Annotated in this window: 22 protein-coding genes; 16 read left to right on the top strand and 6 right to left on the bottom strand. The window is 50.1% G+C overall.

Translation table 11 applies throughout. From position 1 onward, the window contains the following. The first annotated feature begins 36 nt into the window (after positions 1-36). Complete coding sequence (locus tag BLT35_RS08290; RefSeq protein WP_054819502.1) at positions 37-912, top strand: SMP-30/gluconolactonase/LRE family protein; 876 nt, start codon at positions 37-39, stop codon at positions 910-912. Positions 913-979: 67 nt separating this feature from the next. Here BLT35_RS08290 and BLT35_RS08295 read toward each other — a convergent pair whose 3' ends face one another. From BLT35_RS08295 to BLT35_RS08320, 6 genes are all read right to left on the bottom strand, one after another. Next, positions 980-2,869, bottom strand: a complete 1,890-nt coding sequence (locus tag BLT35_RS08295) for a sigma-54-dependent Fis family transcriptional regulator (RefSeq protein WP_074727513.1) — start codon at positions 2,867-2,869, stop codon at positions 980-982. A 186-nt stretch (positions 2,870-3,055) separates the two neighbouring features. Then, positions 3,056-4,111, bottom strand: coding sequence for a 2,3-butanediol dehydrogenase (locus tag BLT35_RS08300; RefSeq protein WP_054819503.1), 1,056 nt, complete (start codon positions 4,109-4,111; stop codon positions 3,056-3,058). 37 nt (positions 4,112-4,148) lie between these two features. Further along, positions 4,149-5,528, bottom strand: coding sequence for a dihydrolipoyl dehydrogenase (gene lpdA / locus BLT35_RS08305; protein ID WP_074727514.1), 1,380 nt, complete (start codon positions 5,526-5,528; stop codon positions 4,149-4,151). Positions 5,529-5,544: 16 nt separating this feature from the next. Then, positions 5,545-6,777: a dihydrolipoamide acetyltransferase family protein gene (locus BLT35_RS08310; protein WP_074727515.1), complete on the bottom strand. Its 1,233-nt coding sequence runs from the start codon at positions 6,775-6,777 to the stop codon at positions 5,545-5,547. 26 nt (positions 6,778-6,803) lie between these two features. Further along, entirely contained in the window at positions 6,804-7,838 is a 1,035-nt protein-coding gene (locus BLT35_RS08315) for an alpha-ketoacid dehydrogenase subunit beta (protein ID WP_054819504.1), read from the bottom strand. A gap of 15 nt (positions 7,839-7,853) precedes the next feature. Further along, complete coding sequence (locus BLT35_RS08320) at positions 7,854-8,849, bottom strand: thiamine pyrophosphate-dependent dehydrogenase E1 component subunit alpha (protein WP_074727568.1); 996 nt, start codon at positions 8,847-8,849, stop codon at positions 7,854-7,856. A gap of 432 nt (positions 8,850-9,281) precedes the next feature. On the opposite strand from BLT35_RS08320, the gene BLT35_RS08325 reads away from it, so the two are divergent. The 15 genes from BLT35_RS08325 to BLT35_RS08395 all read left to right on the top strand — a co-directional run bounded on the left by BLT35_RS08325 (position 9,282) and on the right by BLT35_RS08395 (position 24,925). Then, the gene (locus tag BLT35_RS08325; RefSeq protein WP_074727516.1) at positions 9,282-9,992 is read left to right on the top strand and encodes a TerC family protein; all 711 of its coding nucleotides are present in this window, start codon (positions 9,282-9,284) and stop codon (positions 9,990-9,992) included. Positions 9,993-10,295: 303 nt separating this feature from the next. Beyond that, positions 10,296-11,045, top strand: a complete 750-nt coding sequence (locus BLT35_RS08330; protein WP_062409088.1) for an SDR family NAD(P)-dependent oxidoreductase — start codon at positions 10,296-10,298, stop codon at positions 11,043-11,045. Between the two features lie 22 nt (positions 11,046-11,067). Further along, the gene (locus tag BLT35_RS08335) at positions 11,068-12,357 is read left to right on the top strand and encodes a M20/M25/M40 family metallo-hydrolase (RefSeq protein WP_074727517.1); all 1,290 of its coding nucleotides are present in this window, start codon (positions 11,068-11,070) and stop codon (positions 12,355-12,357) included. Positions 12,358-12,395: 38 nt separating this feature from the next. After that, the gene (locus BLT35_RS08340) at positions 12,396-12,770 is read left to right on the top strand and encodes a RidA family protein (RefSeq protein WP_062409086.1); all 375 of its coding nucleotides are present in this window, start codon (positions 12,396-12,398) and stop codon (positions 12,768-12,770) included. A 75-nt stretch (positions 12,771-12,845) separates the two neighbouring features. After that, on the top strand, positions 12,846-13,781 hold the full coding sequence (locus tag BLT35_RS08345; protein ID WP_254777527.1) for a carbohydrate ABC transporter permease: 936 nt from the start codon (positions 12,846-12,848) through the stop codon (positions 13,779-13,781). A gap of 2 nt (positions 13,782-13,783) precedes the next feature. Further along, entirely contained in the window at positions 13,784-14,617 is an 834-nt protein-coding gene (locus tag BLT35_RS08350; protein WP_235594315.1) for a carbohydrate ABC transporter permease, read from the top strand. Further along, positions 14,617-15,729, top strand: a complete 1,113-nt coding sequence (locus BLT35_RS08355) for a D-TA family PLP-dependent enzyme (RefSeq protein WP_074727518.1) — start codon at positions 14,617-14,619, stop codon at positions 15,727-15,729. Before BLT35_RS08350 ends, BLT35_RS08355 begins: the two co-directional genes overlap by 1 nt. Further along, positions 15,726-16,802, top strand: coding sequence for a DUF4432 family protein (locus BLT35_RS08360; RefSeq protein ID WP_062409084.1), 1,077 nt, complete (start codon positions 15,726-15,728; stop codon positions 16,800-16,802). The genes BLT35_RS08355 and BLT35_RS08360 overlap by 4 nt, the downstream gene beginning before the upstream one ends. Next, complete coding sequence (locus BLT35_RS08365; RefSeq protein WP_062409083.1) at positions 16,799-18,139, top strand: hypothetical protein; 1,341 nt, start codon at positions 16,799-16,801, stop codon at positions 18,137-18,139. Before BLT35_RS08360 ends, BLT35_RS08365 begins: the two co-directional genes overlap by 4 nt. Positions 18,140-18,201: 62 nt before the next feature. Then, entirely contained in the window at positions 18,202-19,500 is a 1,299-nt protein-coding gene (locus BLT35_RS08370; protein ID WP_062409082.1) for an ABC transporter substrate-binding protein, read from the top strand. Positions 19,501-19,610: 110 nt separating this feature from the next. Then, complete coding sequence (locus BLT35_RS08375; protein ID WP_175471958.1) at positions 19,611-20,240, top strand: RraA family protein; 630 nt, start codon at positions 19,611-19,613, stop codon at positions 20,238-20,240. Positions 20,241-20,276: 36 nt separating this feature from the next. Next, the gene (locus tag BLT35_RS08380; RefSeq protein ID WP_062409080.1) at positions 20,277-21,509 is read left to right on the top strand and encodes an ROK family transcriptional regulator; all 1,233 of its coding nucleotides are present in this window, start codon (positions 20,277-20,279) and stop codon (positions 21,507-21,509) included. Positions 21,510-21,584: 75 nt separating this feature from the next. Further along, positions 21,585-22,460: an SMP-30/gluconolactonase/LRE family protein gene (locus BLT35_RS08385; protein ID WP_062409079.1), complete on the top strand. Its 876-nt coding sequence runs from the start codon at positions 21,585-21,587 to the stop codon at positions 22,458-22,460. 280 nt (positions 22,461-22,740) lie between these two features. Beyond that, a complete protein-coding gene (locus BLT35_RS08390; RefSeq protein ID WP_375162774.1) occupies positions 22,741-23,652 on the top strand; it encodes an AI-2E family transporter in 912 nt (303 codons plus the stop codon). A 598-nt stretch (positions 23,653-24,250) separates the two neighbouring features. Then, entirely contained in the window at positions 24,251-24,925 is a 675-nt protein-coding gene (locus BLT35_RS08395) for a Crp/Fnr family transcriptional regulator (protein ID WP_062409077.1), read from the top strand. Positions 24,926-24,950: the final 25 nt, after the last annotated feature.

Below are 24,950 nucleotides of genomic sequence, written 5' to 3' on the forward strand. Positions count from 1 at the left end.
GATCGCCGATGTTCATTCTGGAGAGGAGAGGATACGATGCATGCAGCAGAACTGGTGCTTGATGTGAAGAATACGCTGGGAGAAGGTCCGGCCTGGGATCATGACAGACAACTTCTGTATTGGGTAGATATCATTGAAGGCAAGATTTGGAGCTTTGATCCGGAAACGAACCAAAGCCGTTTCATTGAAGTAGACCGAATGGTTGGCGCCGCAGTTCCGAAAGCTTCGGGGGGATTCATTGTGGCTGCACAGCATGGCTTCTACAGGCTGAACCCGGCTTCGGACTCATTGATCCCGATCGCCGAGCCGGAAACCGGTCGGCCCAACAACCGCTTCAATGACGGCAAATGTGATGCAAAGGGACGTTTTTGGGCCGGCACGATGGATCATAACCAGGAAGAAATTAGCGGAGCGCTTTATTGTCTGGATCAGAATCTCCAGGTAAGAAAAGTACTTGATGGCGTGGGGATCTCCAATGGCTTGGCCTGGGATAAAGAAAATAAAACGATGTTTTATATTGATTCGGTAACGAAGCAGGTGGCCGCCTTCGATTATGATCTGGAGAGCGGCTCCATTCGTAACAAGCGGACGGTCGTCACCATACCGGAGGGAGAAGGCATACCTGACGGAATGACGATTGACGACGAAGGGATGCTGTGGGTGGCGCAATGGGAAGGCGCTCGAGTTTCGCGTTGGAATCCGGCTACCGGGCAGAGATTGGACTCGATTGCATTGCCTGCTTCCAAGGTCACTTCCGTTGTATTCGGGGGAAAGCATCTGGATGAGCTGTATATTACAACGGCAAGAGTAGGTTTAAGTGAAGAAGAATTGGAGAAGCAGCCGCATGCGGGGGGACTTTTCCGCGTCAAGCTGGGCATCAAAGGCTCGCCGACCTATCGTTTCGAGGGGTAGGCGGGAAGCAAAGCAGCCGCCCCTGGTGTGGAAACGGAGGCGGCTGCGAATCTGTTTTTGGCGCCAATCATATATTAAACTTCCGAAGTCTTTTATAAAAAGTGCTCCGGGGTATACCTAATAATTGAGCGGCCATCGTTACATTGCCTTTCGTTTTTTGTAAAGCTTCCGTCATCTGCTCCTTTTGGATTTGATCACGCAAGCTGCAGGGTGCCGGTTCATTTGCCGGGATATGGGTGTTGTTTTGTTCCAGTGAAGGATTTGAAGATAGAGCTCCGCGGATATTTAATCTGTCCAGAACATGCATTGTTTCCAAAGGGGCGATCTCTTCACCCTGGGATACAATGTGCAAACGTTCAAGCACATTGATCAGTTCCCGTATATTGCCGGGCCAATGGTATTCCAATAACCGCTCGAATAATGCCGGATGCAAGGGGATGTTCCATTGATGCTTGCCGCAAAAATATCGGACCAGGTAAGGTATGTCTTCTTTCCTTTCACGCAAAGGCGGGACATCGATCGGATAAACATGGAGACGATAATACAAGTCTTCACGAAATTTCCCATCCTTAACAAGCTGGCCAAGGTCGCGATGCGTAGCTGTAATGATTCTGATATCGACAGGAATCTCTTTGGCGCTTCCAAGAGGAACGACTTTTCGTTCCTGGAGAACGCGTAAAAGCGCAACTTGCATCGAATGGGGAATTTCTCCAATCTCATCGAGAAATAAGGTCCCCTGATTCGCTTGTTCAAATTTCCCCTTATACCCATGGCGCCGTGCGCCTGTAAAAGCTCCTTCCGCATAGCCAAACAATTCGCTTTCCATCAGATCCTTTGGAATCGCTCCGCAATTTACAGCCACAAAGGGTCCGTTTTTCCGAGAACTGTTCTCATGGATGGTTCGGGCAATGACTTCTTTTCCAGTTCCTGTTTCTCCTGAAATATAAACACTGGTGTCGGAGGGGGCCACCCGTTTCATTTCGTCCAGTGTGCGTTGAAAAGCTTGGCTTATACCTTTTTCTCCTTTAAATTCAAACGGGGTAGAGGGAACCTGAGAGATGAAACACAGGGGGGCCGGCTTTATTTTCGCCTCTATGAAATGGACGGCACTTCCGATGATTCCGTTATGAACATTGGAATAGATGGGGATCTCCATTTGAAGCGCGTATCCATATTCCATGAAGTCATGAGGTTTTGACCCTATCCATCCCGGCATGTTATGACGAATCGGTTTGCTGGCGCATACCACGACTTGCTTATTGTTGCAAATGACGACAGGCCGATCCGTTTCAATGATATCCATGGAACGCTGGATGAGCTCCATCTCATCCTTATGATGGCGTATACTGATTTCACGTTCAATCGAATAAGCAACGGAAGTCACCATCCCGAGCATATAAGGATGGGCACGGTCGACCGGACACGAAACATCGAGGATGCCGATGAGCTTTCCGTCATCGTGGCGAATGGGAGCGGCAGAACAACTCCAGCGATGGGAAGCCACCGAATAGTGTTCCGTACCCGTTACCATGATGGGTTCTTCCGTCGATAAAGCTGTACCGATGGCATTCGTGCCGACTTCGCCCTCCGTCCATCGAACTCCTTCGACAAAATTCATTTTGGATGCGGCCATTTGAACATCTTTATTGCCCGAAATGGATAGAACATAACCTTCCGGATCAATCAATAATGCGATCATGCCCAAATCATTCGCAAAGGAATTCATTCGCTGCAGATGAGGCAGAGCGATATCCTGAAGCAGTGCATTTTTGGCCATTTGGCAGCGAAGCAGATCATTGTTTAAAATCGATCTGCCCTTATCCAGATGAGGATTCACATGCGCGTTCCTGGAACGGTACCAAGATTCAACGATCCTTTGATTGAGGCGCGATGAATCAAGCACACCTTCCCGAACGAAGCGATTCCAAATATCAAGGTTGAATGCGCTTTCAAACATTTTACCCGCTCCTCTGAAATTATGTCGCAGCATATAACTTCAAAGTTTACGTAGGCATGGTTGGTATTCTCCTATTATAACCTTAAAATGGTTTCGCTTACAACGCCGGAATTACAAATTTATCCTCTGTCTGCGCCCGACAACGATTCGCCTCCCGGAAGGAAGCGAATCGCTGTCAGGCATTCACTAAACCAATGACGGTGAAACCAGAATTTTGATGTGCTCCTTACTTCGGATCAGTTCTTCAAATCCTTTTTGCGTTAAATCATTGAGGGAGATCTTCCTTGTAATCAATTGATCGACCTGTAATCTTCCTTCCGATATGAGGTCGATGACAGCCGGGAAAATATTGCGGTAAGCCAGCACGCCTTTGATCTCCCGTTCCTTTAGTACGAGGTTGTTTGGAAAAATGGACGCCTGCTTTTCCCAAATGCTAACAATGATGATTTGACCGTCGGTTTTAGCGCAATCTATGGCATCATTCAAGCAGCGGTCAACCCCTGTGACCTCAAAACAAATATCGGCACCGCCGTTGGTGAGCCGGTGAACGGCCTGGATCGCATTTTCTTTTAACGGATGGATGATATGATGGGCTCCCAGGGCCTTGGCCATCTGTTGGCGTTCTTCTGAAACCTCTACAGCAATAATACGGCTGGCTCCTGCCGTGCGGGCCGCTTGGATCACCAGAAGTCCGATGGGACCCGCCCCATAAACAACACAGCTGTCGCCGGCTTTTAATTTGCTTGTGCGGATGGCATGCAGGGCAACGGCAGCCGGTTCGACCAGGGCTCCCTGCTCATAAGACATAGGATCGGGCAGCCGGTGAACCATACTCTCTTTCACCATGGTAAATTCCGAAAAGCCGCCTCCGCCTCCGCTTAAACCATGAAACCCTAATGTGTCGCAAACGTTGTATAATCCTTTTTGACAAGGAATGCAGGAGCCGCAAGCCAATATCGGTTCAACCGTGACACGGTCCCCAACCTTGACCCTGGTTACCCCTTGGCCGACTTCAACGACTTCGCCGGCAAATTCATGGCCCAAAATAACAGGAGCCTGTTGATGGGTAAGGGCATGCGGTTGATCGGGGATAAAGATGGGGCCCGCCATATATTCGTGTAAATCCGTGCCGCATATGCCGCACCACGCCACCTTGATGTTAACCATTCCCGGTTGAACGACCGGGGCAGGAATTTCATCGATACGTACATCACGGATACCGTACCAAAAAGCAGCTTTCATTTGAACCCCGCCCTTGCAATGAATTTGTCGAAGGCATTCAAGCATGTAAAGCTGGGCCGATGGCGCTGAGCAGAGCCTCGTGAACGGCTTCGGATAATGTCGGATGGGCGGCAATCCAATGCTCCATGACATCCGCAGTCAATTCCGCGTGCAGCATGACCGCGCCTTGCCCGATCAGTTCCGTGGCCCGGGGTCCCACGATAGACATGCCGATAATTTCGTTAAATTCAGGCTCGACCAGCACTTTGACCTTGCCGACAGGCTCATTTAGAATGAGCGCCTTTCCATTCGCAGTGAAAGGGAATTCCCCGATTCGAATATCTCCGTATTGCTGTCTTGCCTGATTTTCGGTCATTCCTACGCCGGCAATTTCAGGCGCTGTATAAATGCAGCGGGGAACCGCCCGATAATTCACTTTTGCATCGCCTCCGCAAGCATGCATCGCAGCTACGGTCCCTTCATGAAATGCGACGTGAGCGAGCTGAATGCCGCCGATGACATCCCCGCATGCATAGATATGAGGAATGTTGGTTTGCATATGTTCATTGACCTTGATGCCCTGCTTGGAAAATTCAACCAGGGTATTTTCCAGGCCCAGCCCTGAAGTCCGAGGCCTTCTTCCAATGGAGACCAGCACATAATCGGCGCTTAGCTCATAGACGCCGCTACTGTTTTCGAGCCTGGCCTTTTTGTCATGGGAATCCAAATGATGCAGGATCGTTGAAGTATGGATCGTCACACCCGAGTTTTCCAATTGCTGCCGCAGGATAGCGGCAATATCCGCATCTTCGCCCGGAATAAGCTGATCCGCCATCTCAACCATCGTTACTTTGGTGCCCATCCGGCTGTAAATGCTTGCAAATTCGCAGCCGATAACGCCGCCGCCGACAATGAGCAGGGAAGAGGGGATTGCAGGGAGAGCCATGGCTTGGCCGCTATGAACCACCCATTCGCCGTCAAATGGCGCAAACGGAAGGCTAACGGGCTCTGAGCCGGCGGCAATAATGATTTTATCCGCTTCAACGAATACTTGTTTGCCTTCCTGCTCTACACATAAACGGCGATCCGTTTCAAAGCTTGCTTTTCCTTTGAGGACCTTGATTTTATTTTTTTTCATCAAATATCCGATCCCCATGACAAGCTTTTTTACAATATCGTTTTTGTAGCCTTGAACACCGTCCCAATCGATTTCCGCTTCATGGGAGGGGAGGCGTACGCCAAACTGTGCGGCATGTTTGATTTTTTCGGCCGTTTCCGCGCTCTCTAACAAAGACTTTGTCGGCATGCATCCCTCGTTTAAACAAGTGCCTCCCAAATCCTTTTGCTCGATAAGGGTGACTTCTTTACCCTGCCTGGCGGCGACGATCGCCGCCACATATCCTGCAGGTCCCCCTCCAATAACAGCTATTGTTTTCATGAAATTTCCCTTCTTTCTACAGAACCAAACGCAAAGGATTTTCTAAAAAGCTCTTAAGCGTTCGAAGAAACTCAGCAGCCGGCGCCCCATCCAATACCCGATGGTCGAAGGTAAGGCTGAGCGGGAGGAGACTTCTGCGCTGCAAAGCTTCACCCAGGTAGACAGGCGTATCCTGAACGGCTCCAGTCCCGAGGATTCCGGCTTCAGGCGGGTTCAATACAGGAGTGAAATGCTCGATGCCGTAAGCGCCGAGATTCGTAATGGTAAAGGTTGAACCCTGCATATGCTCGCTGCCTAACTGGCCGTCGCGCGATTGCTGAGCCAAGGATTTGATGAGTCGGGACAAATCTGGCAAAGAGCGTTTTTCGGCATGGCGTATGACAGGGACGACCAGGCCTTTATCCAGGGCGACAGCGATGCCGAGGTGAACGTGGCTGTACGTAAGAATTCGATCGTCGATATAAGCGCTGTTCATTTGTTTGTGCTGCAGCAGAGAAAGGACGGCTGCGCGGGCGATAAAATCGGTTATTGTCAGCTTGACCTCATATTGCTGCCGGATAAATTCGCTGATCTGTTTTTGGAGCGCCAAAAGCTCAGTGACATCGGCTTTTAAGTTGAGCGTGAGTTGGGCGCTATGGCGCAAGCTGTCAAGCATCCGGGTCGCTATGACCTTGCGGATGCCGGTGACCGGCGATTGCACGGTTTGCTCTTCGTCTTCGGATATATCGGGTTCGGACTGCCGGGCCGGTGTGGCGGAGGATTTGTTCGAAATTTCACGTTCGATATCCTCTTTCGTAATCCTTCCCTGCGGGCCGGTTCCTGAAATAGAAGCGATATCCAATCCGGCGGCCTCCGCCATTTTTCGAGCGATAGGGGAGATCCTGATCTCCCCTTTCTTTTGAGATCCGGCGGCCTCCGCTGAAGCGGCCGTTTCTACACTTGCAGCGGGAGAGTTTTGATTTTGGGCTGCGGGTTGGGCCGTAGCTGCAGCAGGTCTGTTCACTTTTTCATCTGGATGGCCGATATAGCCGATGACTGCTCCCGGAGGAACACCCTGCCCTTCGGGTACAACGATCTCCAAAAGAACTCCGTCTGCAGGGCACTCCAGTTCCATCTCGATTTTCTCCGAACTGATATCGGCAATGATTTCTCCTTTGGCAACCGTATCTCCGGCTTGTTTATGCCAAATGGAAACCGTTCCTTCTTTCATTGCCATTCCTAATTTAGGCATTACAATGTCTACAGCCATTGGTTTTCCCACCGATCATGTTGAAATTAGACGCTTTGCAGCGATTTGTCCCCCAAAAGCTCAGCCACAACGGCCAGTACCTTTTGCGGTGTCGGCAAGTAAATATCCTCCAGCGGAGGAGAGAAGGGGACAGGGGTATGGGGTGCCGTAATCCGTTTAATCGGCGCGTCCAGACTATCGAATCCTTTATCCGCGACCAATGCGGCGATATCCGTCGCTATACTGCATCGGGGATTGGCTTCGTCAATGACAATAAGCCGGTTGGTTTTGCTTACCGAGGCCAGTATCGTATCTTCATCAAGCGGGGACAAGCTTCGCGGATCGACGACTTCCGCCTCGATCCCTTTGCCCGCAAGCTGTTCTGCGGCCTTTAATGCCGTGTGCACTTGTTTGCCGATCGCCACAATGGTCAGGTCGGAGCCTGCCCGTTTAATGTCCGCTTGGCCTAACGGAATCGTATAATACCCTTCGGGAACCTCGCCGGTCGCATTATACAGCGTCTTATCCTCAAAAAAGACCACGGGATCGTTATCTTCAATAGCGGCCAGCAGCAGGCCTTTCGCATCGTAAGGGGTAGAGGGAACGACAACCTTAAGCCCCGGAATGCTCGTAAAAAGCGCGTACAGGCTTTGAGAGTGCTGTGCTGCCGCCCGGAAGCCGGCGCCATACGTCGTACGTATCGTGACGGGCACCTGCGTTTTGCCCCCGAACATATAGCGGAATTTAGCGCCTTGATTAAGGACTTGATCCAAACAGCTGCCAATGAAATCATTAAACATGAGCTCGGCGATCGGTCTTAATCCTGTAGCGGCCGCCGTCATCGCGGCTCCGATGAATCCTGCCTCGGTAATGGGCGTATCGAGAACCCGTTCGCGGCCGAATTCCTGGACCAGGCCCTTCGTAACCCCCAATACACCGCCCCAGGCTTCATCATTTTGCAAATGGTCAACGCCGCCTCCGCCCGCCACGTCTTCGCCAAGCAAAATGACATTTTCGTCTTTACGCATGGCAAGCTTCATCGCTTCATTAATTGCCGATGACATACTCAATTTTCTGGCCATCTTGGTATCCCCCTTTTAATAAGATACATAAACATCGGTTAGCAGCTCGGATTCGTCAGGGAAGGGGCTTTGTTCCGAATATTCGATAGCCGCCTCGACCGCTTGATCTATGGATGTTTCGATTTCAGCCAGATCCGCTTCTGTAAACAGCTGCTGATTCAGCAAATAAGCTCTGAATTGCTGAATGGCATCCTTTTCATTTAGATGCTCTTTTTTCTCCTCTTCTTTTTTATATTTTTGGGCATCTCCTTCAAAGTGTCCGTAGTTGCGGTAGGTGACACATTCAATTAGTGTCGGGCCCTCGCCTCTGCGCGCTCTTTGTACGGCTTCCTCCGCAGCTTGATAGACGGCAAGCACGTCCTTTCCGTCGACCCGGATGCCCGGAATGTTGTAAGCGATTGCACGTTCGGCGATCGTTTTGCAGCTAGAGGCCATATGAAACGGGGTTGCTTCCCCATAGCCGTTATTTTCCGCTATGAACACAACAGGCAGCTTCCAAATGGAGGCCAAATTGATCCCCTCATGAAAGGTTCCCTGATTATTCGCGCCGTCGCCGAAAAAGCATACGCTTACCGCATTGGTTTTCTTATATTTGGCGGTTAATGCAGAACCGCATGCCAGCGGATACCCGCCGCCTACGATCCCGTTTGCGCCCAGCATGCCTTTATTAAAGTCGGCGATGTGCATGGACCCGCCTTTTCCTTTGCAGAGCCCGGTTGCTTTTCCGAACAGTTCGGCCATCATGCCATCCAAATCGCAGCCTTTGGCAATACAATGGCCATGTCCGCGGTGTGTGCTGGTAATACTGTCCTTATCGTCAAGGTGTGCGCACACGCCAACAGCGACCGCTTCCTCACCGGCATACAAATGAACGAATCCGGGCAGCTTTCCCTGGGCAAACAACTCATGAACCTTATCCTCGAACTTACGAATTTCCAGCATTTTTTGAAAGATCCAGCCGGCTTTTTCTCTGCTTAACGTGATCTTCTTGTCCTGCACAACGTCTACCATACGTTCAACCTCCTCTTGAATTTGAAATGACATGGCCTGCAGCTTGTGAATAAGCGGCAGCGGCAATCCGTTTCGCCGCCTTCACACCAAATAACTAAGCAAAAACTGTGCCAAACCAAATCTCCCGCAGCAATGGCCGTTTTGTGCCCATGTCCCATAAAAAGTAGACAAAATGAGAATGGAGTCTCGTTTTGTCTACTTTTGTTCCCGATTTTACCGGTATAGAACTGGCATGGATGCATATTGTGCCATGAAGCGGAAATTTTTTTCTTTTGAAAAAGGAGAAAATATAGTATTGTGTAATATATATGCTACACATATTGACTTCTGGGAGGATTGCAATGAAAAAATGCATCACAGGCTTGTAGATCTTGAATGTAAGCCCTTACGGTAATGATTCTATTCTTCATTTATAAAAGGAGCGACAGGTGGATGGAAGGGGCATTTCTGGTTGGACTGCTGAAGATTATTTTGATTAATATTGTATTAAGTGGTGATAATGCGGTTGTAATCGCTTTAGCGTGCCGTAATTTGCCTCAGAACCAGCAGAAAAAGGCTGTAGTTTGGGGGAGTTTTGGCGCCATCGCATTAAGAGTCATTTTGACGTTCGTCGCCGTTTGGCTTCTGCAAATTCCTTTTGTACAAGTAGCCGGCGGATTTCTGCTGTTGTACATTGCCGTTAAGCTGTTAAAAGGCGGGGAAGATGAAGAACACTTGAAGTCCGGATCTACGATAACCGAGGCGATTAAAACCATTATCATTGCCGATTTTGTCATGAGCTTGGACAATGTGCTTGCAGTAGCCGGAGCAGCCGGCGGGAATCTTGTTCTGATCGGCCTGGGTCTGGCGATCAGTATACCTCTGATTATTTGGGGCAGCCAATTGCTCATGCGCCTCATGAACCGGTTCCCCATCATTGTGTGGCTGGGTGCCGGACTGCTTGGATATACAGCGGGAGAAATGGTATTAAGCGACAAGGCCGTGGGAAGTTATTTGGAATCGGTGTTCCCGGCGGGCCACTATGTGCTTCCGATCGGACTGGCTGTGCTTGTTATCGTTCTTGGAAAATTGGCTTCAAAGAAAAAAGGGAAAGAAAGCAGCGACGCCGTCATCGCCGAAGATGTTCATTCCACAGTGTCATAAATCATCCGGCATGGACGGCCGGATAGAGATTTGACTCCAAGGTATCGTGTCGGAACAATCATGCATATGGAAAACACCAAAAAGCTTAGTGAAGAAGCTGAAACTTCTTTACTAAGCTTTTTAGGCATTGCCGCATTGATGTGCCGCACCATGCCCCGGAAAACAAAATATATTTAACCTCATTAAATAACAGAATATTTATAAAATTTAGAAAATTGTTATTGAATTATTAGCGTGTGTGGAGTACTATTTAGTTAGAAAAGAACATTAACTAACTAACATAAGGCTAAAGGAGTTGATGGTGTGAAATTACAGAACAAAACGGCCATTGTAACAGGGGCCGGCCGGGGGATCGGAAAGGCTATCGCCAAGAAGTTTCTTCAGGAAGGCGCACAGGTGGTCATTTGCGATCTGGGAGAAACAAGATTACATAACGCGGCCAAAGAATTGAGTGAATATGGAACTGTGCACCGTATTACGGTTGACGTGACGAAGCGGGAGCAGGTTTTGGAGCTGGTGAAATTTACGAAAACGACATTCGGATCCATTGATATTCTGGCCAATAATGCGGGAATTGCCCGTTTCGAACCGTTCTTGGACATCACGGATCAAAATTGGCAGGATACACTGAATGTGAATTTGACAGGTGTCTTTCTGTGCTCCCAATTGGTTGCACACGAAATGAAACAACAACATGCAGGGGTCATCGTGAACATGGCTTCGACGAATGGAATATTGGGCGAAAAAGGTCTTGCTCATTATAATGCAACGAAAGCAGGGGTTATCCTGCTTGGCAAATCGATGGCGATCGAGCTTGCGCCGTTTAACATTCGGGTCAATTCGGTCTGTCCGGGATTCATACTGACCGAATTGGCGCTGGAAGGCGGCATGTCCAAGGAGGAAGTCCAAAACTACACTTCCAAAATTCCCTTGAACCGTTACGGCAAGGTGGAGGATGTCGCCAACGCATTTGCTTTTCTCGCTTCAGAGGAAGCGTCATTTATAACAGGAACGGAATTGGTCGTAGACGGCGGACAGATCTGTCAAGAATAAGCGAATGGGAAGGGGGCTATTCATGCTCGCTAACATCAGCCGGTGGGTAGATGAACATCGCCAGTATATTTTGGATTTTAACAGGTCCCTGGTTTCGATCCCGAGCGAAAATCATTATCCTGTGGGCGACGAAAAACAGATTCAGGAATTTATCTATCATTTTTTAAGTACGTTGAATTGTGACATGGATATGTTTCTGCCGACCGATGTACCGGGCCTGACGGAACATCAAGCCTATCTGGGCAATCGGAAGTATGAGAACCGTCCTAATGTTGTGGCAAGAAAGCGGGGAAAGGGCGGCGGAAGGTCGCTGATCTTCACCGGGCATGTAGATACGGTACCCAGAGGAGAAGACCCCTGGTCGGTCGATCCCTTCTCCGGAACAGTAAAAGACGGCAAGCAGTACGGGTTGGGCCTGTTCGACATGAAGGGCGGGATGGCGGCGGCTATGATGGCTCTCCAGCTGCTCGAAGATCTGAAGATTGCCTTAAAGGGAGACGTCATCATCGAGACCGTCGTCGATGAAGAGTATGGAGGCGCAAACGCCACGCTGGCCTGCGTGTTAAAAGGCTACGAAGCGGACTTGGCCATCGTGCCGGAACCGTCCAATCTCGCCATTTGCCCGGCCAATCAGGGCGGCAGTATGTTCCGAATCACCTTCCGGGGGCGTCCGGGCCGTTCCTTCAGCGGAGAGCCTTTGATCAATCCCGTCTTTGCCGCAGCAAGATTCCTTACGATCTTCCATCAGTTTGAAACCGATCACCGCAGAAAGAGATCCCAATCCCGTTGGTTCGTGAATGACCACGGCCTGCCCGCGTACGTACAAAGCGTGAAAGCGGGTCCCGTTAACTCGCCTCTAAGCGACAGGGTGCCAAGCCACTGTACGATCGATGTATGGATTCAGTGTTATCCGGAGACAACGGAAGAGGAGCTGCGCCGCGACTTCGAAAATTATTACAGGGAAAAGGCTGCCCATGATGACATTCTCCGCGATATGCCGCCTGTCATTGAGAAATTGATCCGTTTTCTGCCGGGGACAGGCATTCCTGAGGATCATCCTTCTTTAGAGGTGCTGTCCAAGGTGGCCCAAACCGTATATCCCGGCGGTCTTCCCGTACAAGGAGCGCCCTTTGCCTGCGACTCCTTCGTATTTAATCTTTACAGCCGGACACCGGCGGTCATCTGGGGACCCAAAGGCGGAAATGCCCATGCTCCTGATGAGTATATCGAGGTGGAGGACTTTTTCCTGCTGGTGAAGCTGTATGCGCTGGCCATGACGGAATGGTGCGGAGTTGACGGCAGTACGGAATGACCAACCGATGACCATTGATAAAAAGGGAGGAATAGACAATGAAAAAACAACTGCTGACCCGTCTGGCGCCGGCTCCTGCGGGTCCTTACTCGCAAGGGATCCAATTCGGCAATACGATCTATACGGCGGGACAAGGACCGATCGATGCCGAAACGGGAAAGGTTCAAGGCGATACGATCGAAGAACAAACGGCTAAAACGCTGGATAACCTCAAGTACATATTGGAGCAAGCCGGCGCTACGTTTGACGATGTGGTGAAAGTGACGGTCCATCTAAGCGACCTGGGGGATTTTCAGGCCTTTAACGAAGTGTATAAACGCTACTTTAAGGAGCCTTACCCTGTTCGTACAACCGTAGGCAGCCAACTGCTGGGCATCAAAGTGGAAATCGACGCCGTGGCCATTCTCAAATAAAATCTGATGCATCCGGGCAAATCGTTATACCGATGGAATAGTGGATACAAAGGTCATATGGAATTGGGGTGAGCCATGGAAATTGAAAAAGGTACGGTCGGATCAGGAATAAAGAAGAAAGAACAAAAAATTCGCCGCAGCAGCCGGATCATCGGGAAAACAATGCCGTATCTCTGGCTGCTTCCGAGTATCAGCCTCATCGTATTCATTACCGTTTTCCCGATTTACGAGCTATTTTCCGCTTCCGTGTCCCAAATCAGCTTATCCGGAGTGAAGAAAGGATATATCGGATTTCGCAATTTCTCCAACGTCCTGAGCGACGCCGTATTTTTGACGGTTTTAAAAAACACGCTGATCTGGACGGTTAGCGTAGTCGGCATCAGCACCGTGCTGTCACTGGGAATCGCACAGCTGCTGAACAGGGATTTTCCCGGGCGGCGATGGGTGCGTGCCGCCCTGATTATCCCATGGGCGGTATCCTTGATTATTACCTCCGTGATTTGGAAATGGATTCTCGATTACAACTACGGTGCCTTGAATTTGATTCTGCTTAAGCTCAACCTGATTAATGAAAATATCTTCTGGCTGGCTTCGCCGTCGACTTCTTTTCCTGCGATGATCGGAGTGGGGATATTCGTGACGATTCCTTTTACGAGCTTTGTGCTCCTCTCCGGCCTGCAGTCGATCTCCGCCGAATTGTACGAATCCGCCAGTGTGGACGGCGCAAACGCCTGGAGCCAGTTTTATCATGTCACCCTGCCGCTTTTAAGACAGCCTCTGACCATCAGTACGGTGCTCAACACCATCTATGTTTTCAATTCGTTCCCTATCATCTGGTCGATGACCAAAGGGGATCCTGTCCATCAGACGGATACCATCATTACCTATCTGTACAAGCTGGCCTTTGCCGCTCATAAGATGGGTGAAGCCGCCGCCGTATCCGTGATCAGTTTTCTTCTTCTATTGTTGTTTTCCATTATTTACACGACCATTGCCTTGAGGAGGGAATAGCCGTGCCAAGGTCAATGAGAATTCAAAATGCATTCCTTTCCATGTTCGCTTATGTTCTCTTTGCTGTCATGGTTTTTCCTTACCTGATCATGCTGATCGTTTCATTAAAAAGCAAGGCCGAGGTCTATTCGATCCCCCCGACCTTCTTTCCGGTCAACTGGACATTTTCCAACTTTGCGGATATTTGGCATATGGTGCCGTTGGCCGATTATTTGCTGAACACCGTCGTGATTGCGGGCGGCGCCACGGCTTTGGCGTTGATCTGTGCAATTCCGGCCGCTTACGTGCTGGCACGGATGAAATTTAAAGGGAAACAAATGTATTTGTATCTGATTATGATAACGCAGATGTTCTCGCCGATCGTGCTGCTTGTCGGCTTGTTCCGCGAAATGCATTGGCTAGGTCTGATGGATTCGGTCTGGGGACTTGTTCTCACCAATGCCGCCTTCAATCAGGCGTTTGCGGTGTGGATACTCAGCGGTTATTTCTCGACGATCCCGTATGAGCTTGAACAGGCCGCCTGGCTGGACGGTTGTACGAAATGGCAGGCCCTGCGCAGGATTACGCTGCCCTTGGCCGTTCCGGGGATCATGACCACCGTCATTTTTGTTTTCATTGCCGCATGGAATGAGTTCGCCGTCGCGTTGACCTTCATTTCGACGGAAACGTCGAAGCCGCTGACCGTCGGAATTTACGCTTTCTTCGGCATGTATGACGTCCAATGGCAGTATGTGTTCGCCACCTCGCTGGTAGCGATCGTGCCGGTCGTTATTCTTTTTCTCAGCATCGAGAAGTATTTAATTAGCGGACTTACGGCAGGAGGAGTGAAGCATTGATGGAAAGTGAAGCAGCTTTAGGAATCGAATCCATAGACACCCCGGCGCTGGTCGTGGATTTGGACATCATGGAAAGAAATATGAAGCGGATGGCTTTAAGAGCGGAGGAAGCGGGAGTGCGTCTTCGGCCGCATGTAAAAACCCATAAAAGCCCCTGGATCGCCTTGAAGCAGCTGCAGTATGGAGCGTTCGGCATTACCGTGGCCAAAATCGGGGAGGCCGAAGTGATGCGAAAGCACGGGATTACCGACATTCTGATCGCCTATCCGATCGTCGGAGAGCAGAAGCTTCGGCGGCTGGAGAAGCTGGCCGCTCATGCCGAGGTAACCGTAGCTTTGGACAGCGTGGAAGCGGCGCGCGGGATTTCCGAGGTTGGCCGCCGGCTCGGCAAAACCATGTCCTTATACATTGATGTGGATACGGGGCTGCAGCGCTGCGGAAGACAGCCGGGGGAAGAAACGCTTCAGCTCGCCGGGGATATCGCCAAGCTGCCGTTTGTTCGCATAACCGGGCTAATGACCCATGCGGGCCACTCCTACAAGGCGGATTCTCAGGAAGAACGGATTCGCATCAGCCGACTGGAAGGAGCGCTGCTGGCGGAAACCAAACGGCTAATTGAGGAAAAGCTCGGGCTGGATATTCCGGAGATCAGCGTGGGTTCGACGCCGACATCGTTTCACTGCAAGGAGGTTGAAGGCATTACAGAAATCAGGCCGGGCACCTACGTTTTCAACGACGCGACGATGGTCTCGCTAGGGCTCGCCGGGATTGTCGATTGCGCCTTGACGATCCATACAACGGTAGTCAGCAGACCTTCGGAAGACCGTGCGGTCATCGATGCGGGCTCCAAAACCCTCTCCTCGGATAAAGGGGCTTATACGGAGGGATACGGATGCATTCGTTCGGCTCCGCAAGTCCGGATTGACCGGCTTTCCGAGGAACATGGGGTCATGCTTACTGCACATGATTTTCCTGTCTCCATTGGCGGCCGTCTGGAGATCATTCCCAACCATGTTTGCCCGACGGTAAACCTGGCGGATGAATTGATCGGTATCCGAAACGGAAAGGTGGAAACCGTGATTCCGGTTGAAGCAAGGGGAAAAAACAAATGAGGGAAGCCCATTACGGATGCCGCATCGATCCTTACGGGACCTACAAAGGCATGAGAACGCTGGTGCTGCAGAACGAATTGATCCGGATGTCGATATTGCTCGATAAGGGATCGGACATTTTCGAATTATTGTATAAGCCCAAGGATGTCGATTTCATGTGGCGATCCCCGATCGGGCTGAGGCATCCGCCTATCCCCGCTTCCATGCAGAATCCCCAGGGCATTTTTACGGATTATTATCACGGAGGCTGGCAGGAGCTGTTTCCTTCGGCCAGCGGACCTTCCTATTACCAGGGCGCCCATCTTGGCTTTCATGGCGAGGTGGCGACATGTCCGTGGGAGTTTGCCGTTCTCGTCGACGAGCCGGAGGCAGTAGAGGTGCTTCTCACGACCAAAACATTAAGAACGCCCTTTATTCTGGAGAAAAGAATCCGCCTGGAAGCGGGCCGGCCGGTCATCCAATTTCGTGAGACGATCCATAATTACGGCAGGACGGAGCTTGACTTCATGTGGGGTCATCATCCCAGCTATGGAGCTCCTTTCTTAAGCGAGGACTGCATTCTCGAGCTTCCGGATTGCACGATTATTACCTCGGACAAAGCGGAGCCATCAAACCGCCTGCCGCACGGCAACCGCTTTGACTGGCCGTACGCTGTCGATGTACATGGAAAACCGGCGGATTTGCGTAAAATTGGAGGCATCGGCGCCGAAACTACGGATATGTTTTATGCGACGGCCTATAAGGAGGGCTGGTATGCCCTGACCAACCGCCGCATGAATCTGGGCATAGGGATGGCGTGGCCTGTGGACGATTTTCCCCATCTGTGGATTTGGCAGGAGTTTGGCGGAACGAAGGGCTATCCGTGGTACGGTAACGCTTATACGGTCGTCATCGAACCTTTCACCAGCCGTCCGTCGATCGGGGAAGACGGCCTTAATGAAGCGATCCGCAACGGAACGGCGAAGAAAATACGCGCAGGGGATAAGATCAGCAAGGAATTAAAGGTTGTTATCTATGAAACCGACAGAGGCGTGGAGAAAATCTTACCGACAGGCGAGGTGATCGAACGGTGAAAGCGGGCTGCTGCAAGATCGATATCACGCCGCAAACCGGTACTCCTATCGGCGGAAACATTCGTCAGGATAACCGGTCCAAGGGCGTACATGATCCTTTATATGCCAATTTCCTGTATTTGAACGACGGAAGGCATGCTTTGTTGTTCATCGGACTGGATTTGATCGGCATTTTCGCATCGTTCGGAAGGCTTATTAAGGAAGGCATCCGCGAAAGAACGGGAATCCTGCCCGAGAGCATCATCCTGTTCGCCACACATACCCATTCCGGGCCTGATGTGATGGAAGCCTTCAAGGACGAATACGATCCGCTCGTCATCTCGTATATTGAAGAACTGACCCGCAAAGTGATCGAAGGGGCCGTCCTATGCACGGACAACGTCTGGGAAGCGGCGGTCGGTATCGGCAAAGGATATGAAGACGCGCTTAGCTTTAACCGGCGCATCATGATGCAGGACGGAACGCTGCGCATGAACTGGGAAGGGCTGGATCCCTCCCAGGTGAAATCTGCGGCCGGGCCGATCGACCCGGATGTATTCGTGATTTCGGTTGCGGACGAACGGCGGGCCATCCGCTCGATCTTGGTTCATTTTACGCTTCATACCGCTGTACTGGTCGGTAAGGATGGGTTGATATCGAGGGACTATGTGCACAGCTTGACCGAACGCTTGGAGCACCGGTTCGGCCGGGATACGGTTGTGCTCTTTGCGAACGGCGCCGAAGGGGATATCAATCATATCGATATATCCAATCCGGGGCAGGCGCGCGATTTTGGGGAGGCGGAGCGCATCGGAAGCCGGTTGGCGGGTCGGGTGCTCGATGTTCTGCCGACATTGAAGTATTCGGCTGCGCTCCGGTTGAAAAGCGTTTCGAAACCGGTTTTACTCCCGAGAAGAAGGATTACGGAGGAACAGGTCCGGCACGCCCTGCAGCTTCTGGAAAATGCAGGATGGAGCATTCCCTCTCTGCTTGACGGCGTGCCGGATGAAGCTTATGCCAAAGAAATATTGATCCTCAGTCAACATAAAGCCGAGTTTCTGCAAACGGAGCTTCAAGCGGTTCAAATCGGAGACCATGCGCTGCTGAGCCTGCCGTGCGAGCTTTTTGCAGAACTGGGTCTGGCTATAAAAGAACGGTCCCCTTATCTCTATACCCTGATTGTGGGGATGGCGAACGATTATATAGGATATGTGCCTACGGAACGCGCTTTTGAAGAAGGAGGATATGAAATCAAAACCGCAAGAACCAGTCAGCTCACGCCGCAGGCCGGAGAGCTGATCGTTCGGGAGTCCATCGGCCTGTTAAACGGACTTAAAGGGGGTGAGAGCATCCCGTAACGGACCCATCGTGCTCTTGCAGACGCTTGCTTCACAAATAGTAACTTTTGGAGGGATTCAAAGTGAACAACAGGAATTCATTAAAACGGGCGCCGGTATTCTTAACGTTGTTATTACTGATGTCCTCTCTATTGGGAGCATGTACCGGGGGCAATTCGACAGACGGAAGCCCGCCACCCTCTCCGGGCCCATCTTCTTCCGGCGGCGGCAGCGGGGAGAAAAAAGAAATCACCTTCATCGCCGCTCAATACAGCAATGCGACCGAGCCTTTTCTCAGAAAGGTTGTCAGTGCATTTGAACAAGCGAATCAGGATATCAAAGTGAACCTGCAGGTTGTCGGTTGGGACGTTCTGGAGCAAAAAATAAATACGATGGTGAGCACCCAACAGACGCCGGACATTTTGAACTTGAACCATTATGCTGCATTTGCCGCTGATGATCTTCTTCTTCCGTTGGACGAAGTGATTTCTCCAAACCTGAAAAGCAAATTTTACGAGTCGTTTTACAAAGCGGGTGAGCTGGACGGCAAAAGCTACGGCCTTCCGCTTCTCGCATCGATCCGCGGTCTGTACTATAACAAAGATCTCTTTGAACAAGCAGGCATTAAAGAGCCCCCGGCAACATGGGATGAACTGAGGCAAACGGCCAAAGCCATTAAAGAACAAACGGGAGTCGACGGCTTCGGCGTACCGATGACGACCTTCGAAGGGCAAGCCTACTTCTCCTATTTCATTTGGGGGAATGGAGGAGATTGGAAAAAGGGCGATCAATGGGTGCTGAACTCTCCGGAAAACGTGGAGGGACTGCAGTATTTGACCAACCTTGTACGTAATGACAAAGTGACCAACCCCGAGCCGACCGCCATCAACCGGGATGAGCTGCAAAAGGTGTTCGGAGCCGGGAAGGTCGGGATGATGATTACGGCCAACTTCCTGCCGACCATTCTGAAGGCGGATGCGCCGAACCTGAAATACGGAGTGGCGCCGATTCCGGTCAATGCAGGCAAACAGCCTTTCAACCTGGGGGTACAGGATTTCCTGATGGTGTTCAAGTCGACCAAAAACAAGGAGGCCGTCGGCAAATTCCTCGAATTCCTCTATGAGGATCAACGTTACGAAGAGTTCATGAAAAATGAAGGTATGCTGCCTGCGACAAAGAGTGTCGGGGAAAGTCTATCCAAGCAGGATCCGTTGGCGGCACAGTTCATCAGCCAACTGCCGATCGCTAAATTTTATCCGTTAAACGATCCTAAATTTACTCAAATACGTTTGGAAACCATCAAGGCGGTGCAGCAGTCGCTGCTCGGCCAAAAATCGCCCAAACAGGCATTGGACGATCTGCAAAAAATAGCGGAACAATAATCAATGAAGAGCGGCTGGAAAGCATATTTACGTTCTATCCGCTCCTTTTCCATGAACGGAACAAATGGGGGATACGAATGGACAACGGGATTTTTTTGAACTATGCTCAAATGGAAAAAACTTTAACCAGTGCGGTCCTGGCGGATATTCTGGACGAAATGGGTTACAGGCAGCAGTGCATGACTCATGATATACGACCGGTGATTCCTTTTTCCAAATTTGCAGGCAGGGCTTTAACCGTGCTCGCTGCGGATGTTTACGAAATTCCGTCCGCACCTTATCAAAAGGAGCTTAAAGCGATCGATGCGCTGCAGGAAGGGGACGTCCTTGTTGCTGCGACCAATGGTTCGACCCGCAGCGGATTTTGGGGGGAGCTGCTCAGTACGGCTGCCAAAATCAAAGGATCGAGGGGAGCGGTGATTGACGGGTTGATCCGCGACAGTATGCAAATCAAACAAATGGAGTTTCCTGTGTTTGCCCGTGGCTATAGTCCGTATGATTCCAAGGGCAGGACCGACGTGATCGCCTGCAACGTACCTGTTCAATGCGGCGGTGTGCTCATCCGTACGGGGGATTTGATTTTCGGCGATCATGACGGCGTCGTCGTCGTTCCCAAGGAGATCATCCATGAGACGGTAACAAAGGCTTCGGACAAGGTGAGCGGAGAGAACCAAATGAGAAAAGCCCTCGAAAACGGGATGGGGATCGTGGAGGCGTTTAATAAGTACGGCATTTTGTGAAAATATATATAGATTTGGATAGGAGCTGCGTGAAATTTGCTTATCATTTCAAGAAAAACAGATATCAAACAATCGAATAAACTCAGTATTTTGCAGTGGGTCCGTAATTCGGGCGAAACGACCCAGCCGGAAATCAGCAAGGAATTGGGGCTGAGCCGCCCTACGGTTTCCGCTTTGGTGGAAGAATTAATTTTGGAAGGATATATCAAAGTGAGCGGAATGGGCAGTTCCACGGACCAGGGAGGCAAGCGCCCCAAATTAATCGCCTTTCATGCCAGGGGCGGAGGCATTCTTGCCTTGTATTTTACCGTGAATACCATAAAGGCGGCGCTCATGGATCTTTCGGCAAACCTTCTGCACGAGCTTCGCGTATCGATCACCCCGAAGGATACGACGGAAACGATGCTTGCCAAGGTGAAGGATTTGGCGGGTGCTTTGCTTCTAAAGGCGAAGGAGTTGGGGATTCCTGTCAAAGGAATCGGAGTAGGCTGCCCGGGACTGGTTGAGACAAGCACCGGAACGATTCTGACATCAACCCATTTAGAAGTGTTAAACGGTTGTTCACTGGGAGAAAGCCTGTCTTCGGCCTTTCATCTGCCGGTTTGGGTGGACAACGAATGCCGCAACCAGGTGCTGGCCGAAAAAATGTTTGGCGAAGGCCAAGACGTGGATACCTTTGTCAGCCTCATGACGGACGTTGGCATCGGGGCGGGGATCATTATCGATAACCGGATTATGAGGGGCAAAGACGACAGCTTTGGAGAAATTGGGCATACGACCATTCAAATGGACGGCTTGAAGTGCCGATGCGGAAATGACGGCTGCTGGGAGATGTACGCTTCGTCGAATTCCCTCATGTCAAGAATTCACGAAAACTTATCGCGCACGTTACTGCTGAAAGACATGGTGCAAACGCGGGACGAGTTGACCTTCGAACTGATCGGGGAAGCGATCCGCCGGGGAGATGACGTCGTATACCAACTGGCCATTGAGGATTTGGGCAAATATCTCGGGATCGGTATCGCCAATCTTGTCAATTCAATCAATCCGGAGCTGATCATTATCCATGGCGAAATGATTCACTTGGGAGAACGCCTGATCACCGAAATTGAGAAGCAGATTCAGCAGAGAGCTCTGCCGGTACCGAAGGAAAGGGTGCGGGTCATTTTTTCCAAACTGGGGCCGAAGGCCAACCTTATCGGATCGTGCGCTCTTGTGTTGAAAGAATTGTTCGATAATCCGGAGCTTTTATTTCAGGTTAATTTGTAAGGAAGGCTTGATCCGGCAGGCCGCGATGCCGCCTGCCGGATGAATGGTTAAAAAAGGGTATGGGGAGGGACTATCATGACAGAATGCAGCCTTGTATTGGATGCCAAAGCCGATCTGGGTGAAGGTGCGATATGGGATGCTGAAAAGCAGGTGCTTTACTGGGTGGATATTACGGGAAAAACGCTGCATGTGTTCGACCCGGAGCACCATACCGACCGTTCGATTCCCATTGGCCAATTCGTTGGAACCGTTGTGCCCAGAGAAGCGGGCGGTGTTATGCTGGCCCTGCAGAATGGGTTTTACTCGCTTGATTTGGAAACGGAGGTGCTGACCCCTGTCATGGATCCGGAACAAAATCAGCCGGAGAATCGATTTAATGACGGTAAGTGCGACCCCGCCGGAAGATTCTGGGCAGGAACCATGAACTTGAACGAAACAGGGCGGTCGGGTGCCTTGTATTGTTTGGATACGGATCTGAACGTCCGCAAGATGCTGACGGGAATCGGTATCTCCAACGGTATTGTCTGGAGCCTGGATTGCCGTACCATGTATTACATCGATTCACCGACAAAGCAGGTGGTCGCCTTCGATTACGAAATGAGCTCAGGAACGCTGAGCCGTCAAAGGGTGATGATTGATTTGACCTTAGATCATGCGCTCCCCGACGGAATGACCATCGATGCGGAAGGCATGATTTGGATCGCCCATTGGGGCGGATATCGGGTTACCCGCTGGAATCCGGATAACGGGAAGCAGCTTGACGAAATAAGGGTTCCAGCCTCTCAGGTGACGTCATGCGCTTTCGGTGGAAAGGATCTCGATGTCCTGTATATTACGACGGCCCGCCATGGACTCCATGAACGGGAGTTGGATAAACAGCCGTTGGCCGGTGGAATATTCAGCGTAGCCGCGCAGGTTAAGGGGCTTCCGGCATTTTCGTTCAAGGGGTAATGAAAAGGTTGCGGGCATCAGTCTTGTAATAGAATAGAACAAATTATGGACAGGAAGCTGCGGCTTCCTGTTTTCTTTTTCGGAAGGAAATGAAGTTAATATTGTATATTTTATTGCCCTAACTATTTTCATTGTTGTAGACTGAGGAATAGGACAAACTCGAGGGTTAGTGAATGGAGACGAATGGATGGAGAATATTAAGCGATTCTTTTTAAATCTGACGGTAAGACGATTTCTGATCATCTTAGTAATATGTTTGCTGTTGTTTAGCATAAGGGACATGCTGAACCTCATTCTGTTAACCTTTTTATTCATCTACATTATGAACAGTCTTCAGCATTTTTTAACGAAGCAAATCAATAAATACATCCCGGTCAACAGCAAGGTCATTATCATATTGCTGTATCTTATTTTAGTTACGACCATCGTCATCGGTATCATTAATTATTTGCCGAAGCTTTATGTTCAAATCAAACAATTAAAAGCTACTCTGATCGGGCTGTCGCATTTGCCGGTTCCTCAGGATGAGCTGTCTCAATATGTGTACAAAACCATAAAAGACCTGGATTTGCAATCCTACGTAAGACAAGGCTTCGAATATATTCTTAAAATCAGCAATTGGGGGACGACGTTCGTACTGGCAATCGTGCTGAGCTTTGTCTTTATCCTCGAAAAAAACAGAATTGCCGCCTTTACATCCAGATTGAAAAACAGCAAAATTTCCTGGTTATATGAAGAGCTTGAGTATTTCGGGAAGAAATTCGTTTTATCTTTTGGCAAAGTGCTGGAAGCTCAACTTCTTATTGCTACATGCAATACCATCTTTACGGTTACCGGCCTATGGATTCTCGGCTATCCTTACCTTTTTGCGCTAACCATCATGATCTTCCTGCTTAGTCTGGTTCCCGTAGTAGGTTTCTTGGTTTCATTAATTCCTTTAAGTATTATCGGATATGCGATAGGCGGTTATCTGATGGTCATCTATGTGTTATCTATGATTGCTGTGCTTCACTTTCTTGAAGGGTATTTCCTGAACCCGAAGCTGATGTCTTCCAAAGTGAACCTTCCTATGTTCTATACGTTTATTATTCTCATTTTTTCGGAGCATTACCTGGGCACATGGGGCCTGATCGTGGGAATTCCGATCTTTATCTTTTTATTGGACATGCTTGATGTCGATACGTCGGCGTAACACGAAATTTATGAAAGCTGCTGGTGCAGTCATTGCAGTCTACAGACAAAACGTTAGCCGCGGCGGCGCGATTCAAGGACGGGGGAGGATTTTGGGCAGCCCCACGTGGAAGTAGGGAGTGTTAGAGAACGGAAGATTCTTTTATGCAGGCGGTTCATGATCTGGGACAAGTATTTCTGACTTTCTCAAAGTTGGAAATACTTTTTATTTTCCATCACTTTTTTTGAAATGGTTCAATTCAGGATGAAAGTAAAGCCGCATATGTTGTAACAGAATTTTCTTGTTCCTCCCCAAATATTAAGCTATTATCTATACATAGCGTTTTATAGGAATCATTCTATTTTCAGTACGACGTGCAGTCTCACCTCAAAAGCAAAAGCACCGCAATTTCCTTCTCCATCACTCTTGCAAATACCCTTTCCTGACAAAGCTTAAGATCCGTGAAGCATTGTCCAAAATTCAACATTTCATGATCAGCGCGTTAATAAGATTATCATGCCGGGCATCATAGACTTTTATTTGATAAAATTTTTTGATTATTCAGATATTAACGTATTTCTCACAGCTTAATCATGCCCTATAGGAAAGGAGTAACCTAATGCAAATGCAGCACGTCGTTCAAGAAGCGTTTCATCCCCGCGCGTTTGGATCGCTGCCGTCCGAGGTCAGTGAACTTGCAACTCCCCGGTATTTCCCGCGAGGGAGCATTATCATCCGGCAAGGCGAACCCGCACAGTATTTTTTCTATGTGCATGCCGGCCATGTAAGGGCTACCATCGTTCGTCCGGACGGTACGGAGAAAGTGCTGGCCTTTGCGGAGCCCGGGCAGTTTTTTGCGGACGTTCCGTTCTTTCAGCACGCTAATCACTGGTACACGGGAGAAGCCGTAGAATCTACCAAGGTCAGTGCATTTTCCAGGGAAACCATGGAGAAAATTATTCGCATCCGTCCGGACTTCGCCTTCACATTGATGCAATCGATAGCCCATAAGGTATGGATGCTGAGCAACCAGATGATGACCCTGACCTTCGATCCCTCCGAGGTTCGGCTGGCCCGGATTTTGGTGGAGATCCTTGCCCGCAAACCCGAGGGTACGCGGGCGCTGTCCATGACCCATCAGGAGCTTTCCGCTTTGGCGGGTACCTCCAGAGTGATGGTGACCCGGGTGCTCAACGGATTGCGCGCGCGTGGATTGGTCGATCTCCGGAAGGGCGTTCTGTTCATCACGAATATGCCGGAGCTGGAGCGGTTGGCGGCCTTCGAGATTGGGTGAGCGGGACGCGGCGCAATCGGGCCGT

The organism is Paenibacillus naphthalenovorans (assembly GCF_900099895.1).
GTDB lineage: Bacteria > Bacillota > Bacilli > Paenibacillales > NBRC-103111 > Paenibacillus_G > Paenibacillus_G naphthalenovorans.

What these genes read in the sequence shown, in the direction of transcription:
- BLT35_RS08340 (WP_062409086.1), top strand. Translation starts at nt 12,396, where the DNA reads ATGAAAAAACAACTGCTGACCCGTCTGGCGCCGGCTCCTGCGGGTCCT.
- BLT35_RS08310 (WP_074727515.1), bottom strand. Translation starts at nt 6,777, where the DNA reads ATGGCTGTAGACATTGTAATGCCTAAATTAGGAATGGCAATGAAAGAA.
- BLT35_RS08395 (WP_062409077.1), top strand. Translation starts at nt 24,251, where the DNA reads ATGCAAATGCAGCACGTCGTTCAAGAAGCGTTTCATCCCCGCGCGTTT.
- BLT35_RS08300 (WP_054819503.1), bottom strand. Translation starts at nt 4,111, where the DNA reads ATGAAAGCTGCTTTTTGGTACGGTATCCGTGATGTACGTATCGATGAA.
- BLT35_RS08335 (WP_074727517.1), top strand. Translation starts at nt 11,068, where the DNA reads ATGCTCGCTAACATCAGCCGGTGGGTAGATGAACATCGCCAGTATATT.
- BLT35_RS08355 (WP_074727518.1), top strand. Translation starts at nt 14,617, where the DNA reads ATGGAAAGTGAAGCAGCTTTAGGAATCGAATCCATAGACACCCCGGCG.
- BLT35_RS08360 (WP_062409084.1), top strand. Translation starts at nt 15,726, where the DNA reads ATGAGGGAAGCCCATTACGGATGCCGCATCGATCCTTACGGGACCTAC.
- BLT35_RS08295 (WP_074727513.1), bottom strand. Translation starts at nt 2,869, where the DNA reads ATGTTTGAAAGCGCATTCAACCTTGATATTTGGAATCGCTTCGTTCGG.
- BLT35_RS08390 (WP_375162774.1), top strand. Translation starts at nt 22,741, where the DNA reads ATGCTGAACCTCATTCTGTTAACCTTTTTATTCATCTACATTATGAAC.
- BLT35_RS08345 (WP_254777527.1), top strand. Translation starts at nt 12,846, where the DNA reads ATGGAAATTGAAAAAGGTACGGTCGGATCAGGAATAAAGAAGAAAGAA.
- BLT35_RS08315 (WP_054819504.1), bottom strand. Translation starts at nt 7,838, where the DNA reads ATGGCCAGAAAATTGAGTATGTCATCGGCAATTAATGAAGCGATGAAG.
- BLT35_RS08320 (WP_074727568.1), bottom strand. Translation starts at nt 8,849, where the DNA reads ATGGTAGACGTTGTGCAGGACAAGAAGATCACGTTAAGCAGAGAAAAA.
- BLT35_RS08375 (WP_175471958.1), top strand. Translation starts at nt 19,611, where the DNA reads ATGGAAAAAACTTTAACCAGTGCGGTCCTGGCGGATATTCTGGACGAA.
- BLT35_RS08325 (WP_074727516.1), top strand. Translation starts at nt 9,282, where the DNA reads ATGGAAGGGGCATTTCTGGTTGGACTGCTGAAGATTATTTTGATTAAT.
- BLT35_RS08385 (WP_062409079.1), top strand. Translation starts at nt 21,585, where the DNA reads ATGACAGAATGCAGCCTTGTATTGGATGCCAAAGCCGATCTGGGTGAA.
- lpdA (WP_074727514.1), bottom strand. Translation starts at nt 5,528, where the DNA reads ATGAAAACAATAGCTGTTATTGGAGGGGGACCTGCAGGATATGTGGCG.
- BLT35_RS08290 (WP_054819502.1), top strand. Translation starts at nt 37, where the DNA reads ATGCATGCAGCAGAACTGGTGCTTGATGTGAAGAATACGCTGGGAGAA.